4 protein-coding genes are annotated in these 3,919 nt (G+C 63.7%); 1 reads left to right on the top strand and 3 read right to left on the bottom strand.

Translation table 11 applies throughout. From position 1 onward, the window contains the following. Positions 1-1,034: acyltransferase family protein (locus AX681_RS09195; RefSeq protein WP_197424268.1), on the bottom strand; the 1,034-nt coding region annotated here is incomplete at its 3' end. Positions 1,035-1,302: 268 nt separating this feature from the next. On the opposite strand from AX681_RS09195, the gene AX681_RS09190 reads away from it, so the two are divergent. Further along, positions 1,303-2,592, top strand: coding sequence for a type II restriction endonuclease (locus AX681_RS09190; protein WP_156442657.1), 1,290 nt, complete (start codon positions 1,303-1,305; stop codon positions 2,590-2,592). A 63-nt stretch (positions 2,593-2,655) separates the two neighbouring features. Here the strand turns inward: AX681_RS09190 and AX681_RS09185 are convergent, their stop codons facing one another. Together AX681_RS09185 and AX681_RS09180 are read right to left on the bottom strand one after the other, a co-directional pair. Continuing rightward, complete coding sequence (locus AX681_RS09185) at positions 2,656-3,093, bottom strand: SRPBCC family protein (RefSeq protein WP_066658501.1); 438 nt, start codon at positions 3,091-3,093, stop codon at positions 2,656-2,658. A 318-nt stretch (positions 3,094-3,411) separates the two neighbouring features. Next, positions 3,412-3,918, bottom strand: coding sequence for a c-type cytochrome (locus tag AX681_RS09180; RefSeq protein ID WP_066682099.1), 507 nt, complete (start codon positions 3,916-3,918; stop codon positions 3,412-3,414). Position 3,919 lies beyond the last annotated feature (1 nt).

Here is a 3,919-nt window from a genome sequence, read left to right as displayed (position 1 = left end):
ATCCACAACCAGCGCCCGCCAATCTCCAAGCCGGGCGGGATCAACGTAGCGATGCGCGGCCAGAACAAGCCCGCGGTGGTGAGTACTGGGAAGTTGAGCAGATAGACCGAATAGGAAATGTCACCGAGCCATTGCAGCGCGCTGCCATGGGCGGCGCGCGCGACGAGCCCTCGATCCGATGCGGTTGAGGCCACCAGAAGCGCGAATGCGGGCACGAGCAGGACGTCGTGTAGCGCGGACAGGAGTATCGCAGCGATCGCGCCGATCGCGATGAGCTGGGCCAGGGTCACCCAACGGGCGCCCAGCCGGACTGCGCCTTTCAGGTTCTGGAGCACCATGCCGAGCGAGAAGCCGGCGAGGCAGCGAAGCAGCGCAAAGGCCGAGAGAATGTCGAGATCGGGGTAGCGCAGCAGGATGAAGCCATAGACCGCGACGGCAACCGCGCCGAGCAACAGGATTGCGGCTTGTCGCTTGTGTGCGAGAAGCGCCGCGAGCAGCGGGAACAGCAGGTAGATGTGCATCTCCGCGCTGATCGACCAGGCGGGGATGTTCCAGCTGAGCGTCGCCTCCCGGCTCCAGACTTGTAACAGTGCCGCTTGCAATGTGAGATCGCCGATCTGGGACCAGGACAATGGGTGCCAGTGGGACGGCCAGCCGAGCAGCCAATAGCTGCCCTCGATGCCGATGACCAACGCGGCCAGGTAGAGAAGCGCGAGCAGGTGAACGGGAAAAATCCGTCCGATGCGTGCGATCATGAAGCGTGCGAACGGGCGCCAGTGCAGCCGTGCCAGCCGTTCCTGATAGCTGAGGCTGACAACGAAGCCGCTCAGGATGAAGAACAGATCGACCCAGACATAGCCGCGGCGAACGGCGGGTTCGAACAGTCCCAGCGGCACAAGATAGCCTCGCTCAAGCTGGAGATGGTAGACAAAGACCCCAAGCGCGGCGAACCCCCTTATCGCATTGTGCGCGAGGACATAGTTCCGGGCCGGGCCGGTGGCGGTATTGCTATCATCGATCGGGACCGTCGCCATCAAAGCGGTTTGCGCGCGCCCGCGCGCCATCGGGTGTGAAGATGTTTCGATCCGAGCGCGTCGACGTCCCGCATGCCTGCCCCCCGCTGGCGTCGCCCGGACGACGATCGCTCAACGGGAGATACGCACGGCCAGGCGGCAGCCCTTGCGGTCCAAGGCGTTTTCGAAGCCGCCCGCGCGGTTGGCGACGGATATTGTCTGCTGCGCGATGGGCTGGGCCACGCTACCGTATGGGCAAAATAGTCCAATACTATAGGGGATGACATCGATGGACGTAGGCGTAGCGGATACTGGCGTCGATCTGGCCCGCGAGCTTATCCGCCGCTGGCGGGACGACCCGGGTGCCACTTATCGCAGCTGGTTCCTCTGGGACGAGCGGCTCAAGAACTTCCGGTCGATCCGCAGGGGCTTGGGTCAGGTGGTGACGGAGATCAGGGCCGGAACCTTCGGGGTGGCCTATCGTGGGTCGTCGCTTGAGACCGTCGTCCATTCGGTTGCCGAACAGCGGCAGATCTTCAAAGGCGCGGACCATGCGTTCCTGTGGAAGCCCAAGCTGCGCATACCCGACATCTACGAGAATCCCGACAACCAGCGCGCGTTCGGTCAGCTGCTCGACAATTGCTCGTGCTGCGACACGGCGGAGGAAATCATCGCGCACATCCGCGCGATCGACGCGCTCAAGATCAAGGGCCTGGGGCCGGCGGTCGCGAACCTGCTCTATTTCCTGCATCCGACTCTGGTGCCGCCGTTCAACACCGCGATCGTCAACGGCTACAACGCGCTGACCGGCGCCAAGGTGAAGCTCGGATCGTGGGACCATTTCCTGGCGATGCGCGCCGGCATCCTTGACCTCAACGACCGGTATCGCGACCTGTTGTCGAACGACCTGGGCGCGATCGGTGGGCTGTTGTTCGACATCGGCTCGGGCCGCTATCCCGCGCCACCGCTCGACCTGGCGGGCGGCAAGGACTGGCTGGCCCGGCTCGAAGAGGCGCGCGCCGAGGCCCGCAAGCTCGACAAGGTAGCGTCGCAACAAAGCGAAAGCGACCGCACGCATGCAGAGATCCAGGCTTGGCTGCGCGACCTGGGGCTGGCGCTCGGCTATGACGTTTGGATTGCCGCCAATGATAGGGGACGGCTCCACGCTGGGGTTCCGCTCGGGCAGGGCTGCCTGCAGCATCTGCCCGATGCGATCGCGGTCAGCCCTGGCGCGGACTCGATCAGGTTGATCGACGTGCTGTGGCTGGACCAGACCCAGCATGTCGCGGCTGCGTTCGAAGTCGAGCATTCGACATCGATCTACTCGGGGATCGTTCGCATGCTCGATCTGGCGCTGTCGGGCGGAGATCTGCAGGCGACCGCTGGGCTCTTCCTGGTCGCCCCTGACGCGCGCGAAGCCGATGTGCGAGCCCAACTCAGGCGGCCGGCTTTCAGCCGCGTCGCCGATCTGGATTTTGCCTATCTGCCCTATGCAGAGCTTGAAAAGCACCGTGAGGCAATCGCCCGCTTTGGCTCCGGCTTGAAGGCGATCAAGGCAATCTCGCACAAGCTTCCATGACTATGCGCCATGCCAGCAGGCCCACTCTGTTCGGTCCGAGCGCTTGAACGCGGAAGCCCGCTCTCAGGCTCGCCGCTTCTTCGCCAGATAATCACGCAGCGCCACATCGGTGAGACTTAGTCGATTGCTGCTATGGTCGACCGGAGCTTGTCCGAGCAGCCGGGCTATCGGCCCTTGATAGGCCAGCCAGTGGCGAAGTCTCGTGCCCGACGGGTGACTTTTGAGCTCAAAGCCCTCAGCCACGATGAACAGGCGGGCCACGCCGGTTTGCCATTCGAAAGCAGTGTTCACCTCGAGGCGGCTGATCACGGCCCGGTTCCTGACCTGGCGTCCCCGCCGCAGAGGGCTGCCATGGTGAAATCCGAGCGTGCCGCCAAGCTTCGGTTCGCCTGTTAGCCGGATATAGGGATGCCAGAGGGAGTAGCGCTCGAAATCGAGCAGCGTCTGCCAGACCCGTGCAGGCTTCGCGGTTAGCAGGAGCTCGTTTTCAACCAGGGTCAACGCGATACTCTCCCGGAGCCGAAGAAAGGGGGGACGAACGAAAACCAAGGTGAGTGCCGATGACGCTCGCGCGCGCACGTTTCATCTAAGACAAGGCGATTTGGTCCCGGAGGCGATAGCCGCAACGCTTCTTTCGGTAGCTTGCTATCGCTTGCGGCAATGGGCCGCCGATCCCGAGGCCGGGTCCCCGGAAATGCGAAGGAGGCCGGGCAAGGCGATCCCGCGCGACATGGCGGTCGGCGGACACGGCCGGCCGTTGCAGAGTTCTTCCATTTGAGGCCGGTTGGCCGACCGGGTCTGGCGGGGCGGCAGAAGCGCCTAGGGCTTATGGTTCATCTCCATCATCGCGTCGTGCTTCTCCGGCGCGCCTGAGGTCAGGCGTCGATACTCCTCGGCCGACATTCGCGGCATTGCCCGCACGAACGCGACCATGTCCCAGATCAGCGCGTCCGAGTGAGTTTTTCCCCAGGACGGCATCGCACTCAGCTTGACCCCATGCTTGATTACCCAGAATTGCTGCGCGGGGCCGAGATGGACGTTCCGCGCGAGCTGGGGCGCCTGGGGATACAGGCCCACGCTAAGCTCGGAAGGTTCAACCCCCGGCCCCAGATGGCACGATGCGCACATCTCTCCGTAGAGACCTCCCCCAGAGGCGATGCGCGCCGGAGATGCAAGATCCGGAGGTGGCGCGACGTTTCCAGCGCGAAGCGCGATCGAGCGGTCGCGCACGGTTTCGAGAAGTGCATAAACCGGCGTAGTATGAGGAGAATCGGCAGCGATATTATAGGCGCCGAAATAGACGAAACCTGCCGCGAGAAGCAAAATC

The sequence above is a fragment of the Sphingomonas sp. CCH9-E2 genome (assembly GCF_001557215.1).
Taxonomy (GTDB): Bacteria; Pseudomonadota; Alphaproteobacteria; order Sphingomonadales; family Sphingomonadaceae; genus Sphingomonas.
Note: the sequence above shows the minus strand (reverse complement) of the source record. Positions and strands in the feature narration are given on the sequence as shown.